The sequence below is a fragment of the Streptomyces sp. PT12 genome (assembly GCF_003311645.1).
GTDB lineage: Bacteria > Actinomycetota > Actinomycetes > Streptomycetales > Streptomycetaceae > Streptomyces.
On the sequence record NZ_QEST01000263.1, the window covers coordinates 1 to 236 of the forward strand.

Sequence of the window (236 nt, forward strand, 5' to 3'; positions counted from 1 at the left end):
AAGCCCAAACGCATACGACAACCGACCCGACACCACACTCGCCGCGTTGCCCGTGGCGAGGTGGCCCTCGGCGGTGTCGGCGGCGTTGACCAGGAGCGCGCCGTAGTCGGCGCCGTTGGTGCCGACGAAGACGCCGGTGGCGCTCCCACGCAGGGTGTCGGGGCCGATGCCCGCGCGTTCAAACGTTTCCCAGGCGGTTTCGAGGAGGAGGCGCTGCTGAGGGTCCATGGCCAGCG

Annotated in this window: 1 protein-coding gene; it reads right to left on the minus strand. The window is 70.3% G+C overall.

Annotated features, from left to right (window positions below; all coding sequences use genetic code 11):
* Positions 1–236 (minus strand): beta-ketoacyl synthase N-terminal-like domain-containing protein (locus DEH69_RS28305; protein ID WP_147255896.1); only part of this gene is annotated, 236 nt, incomplete at both ends.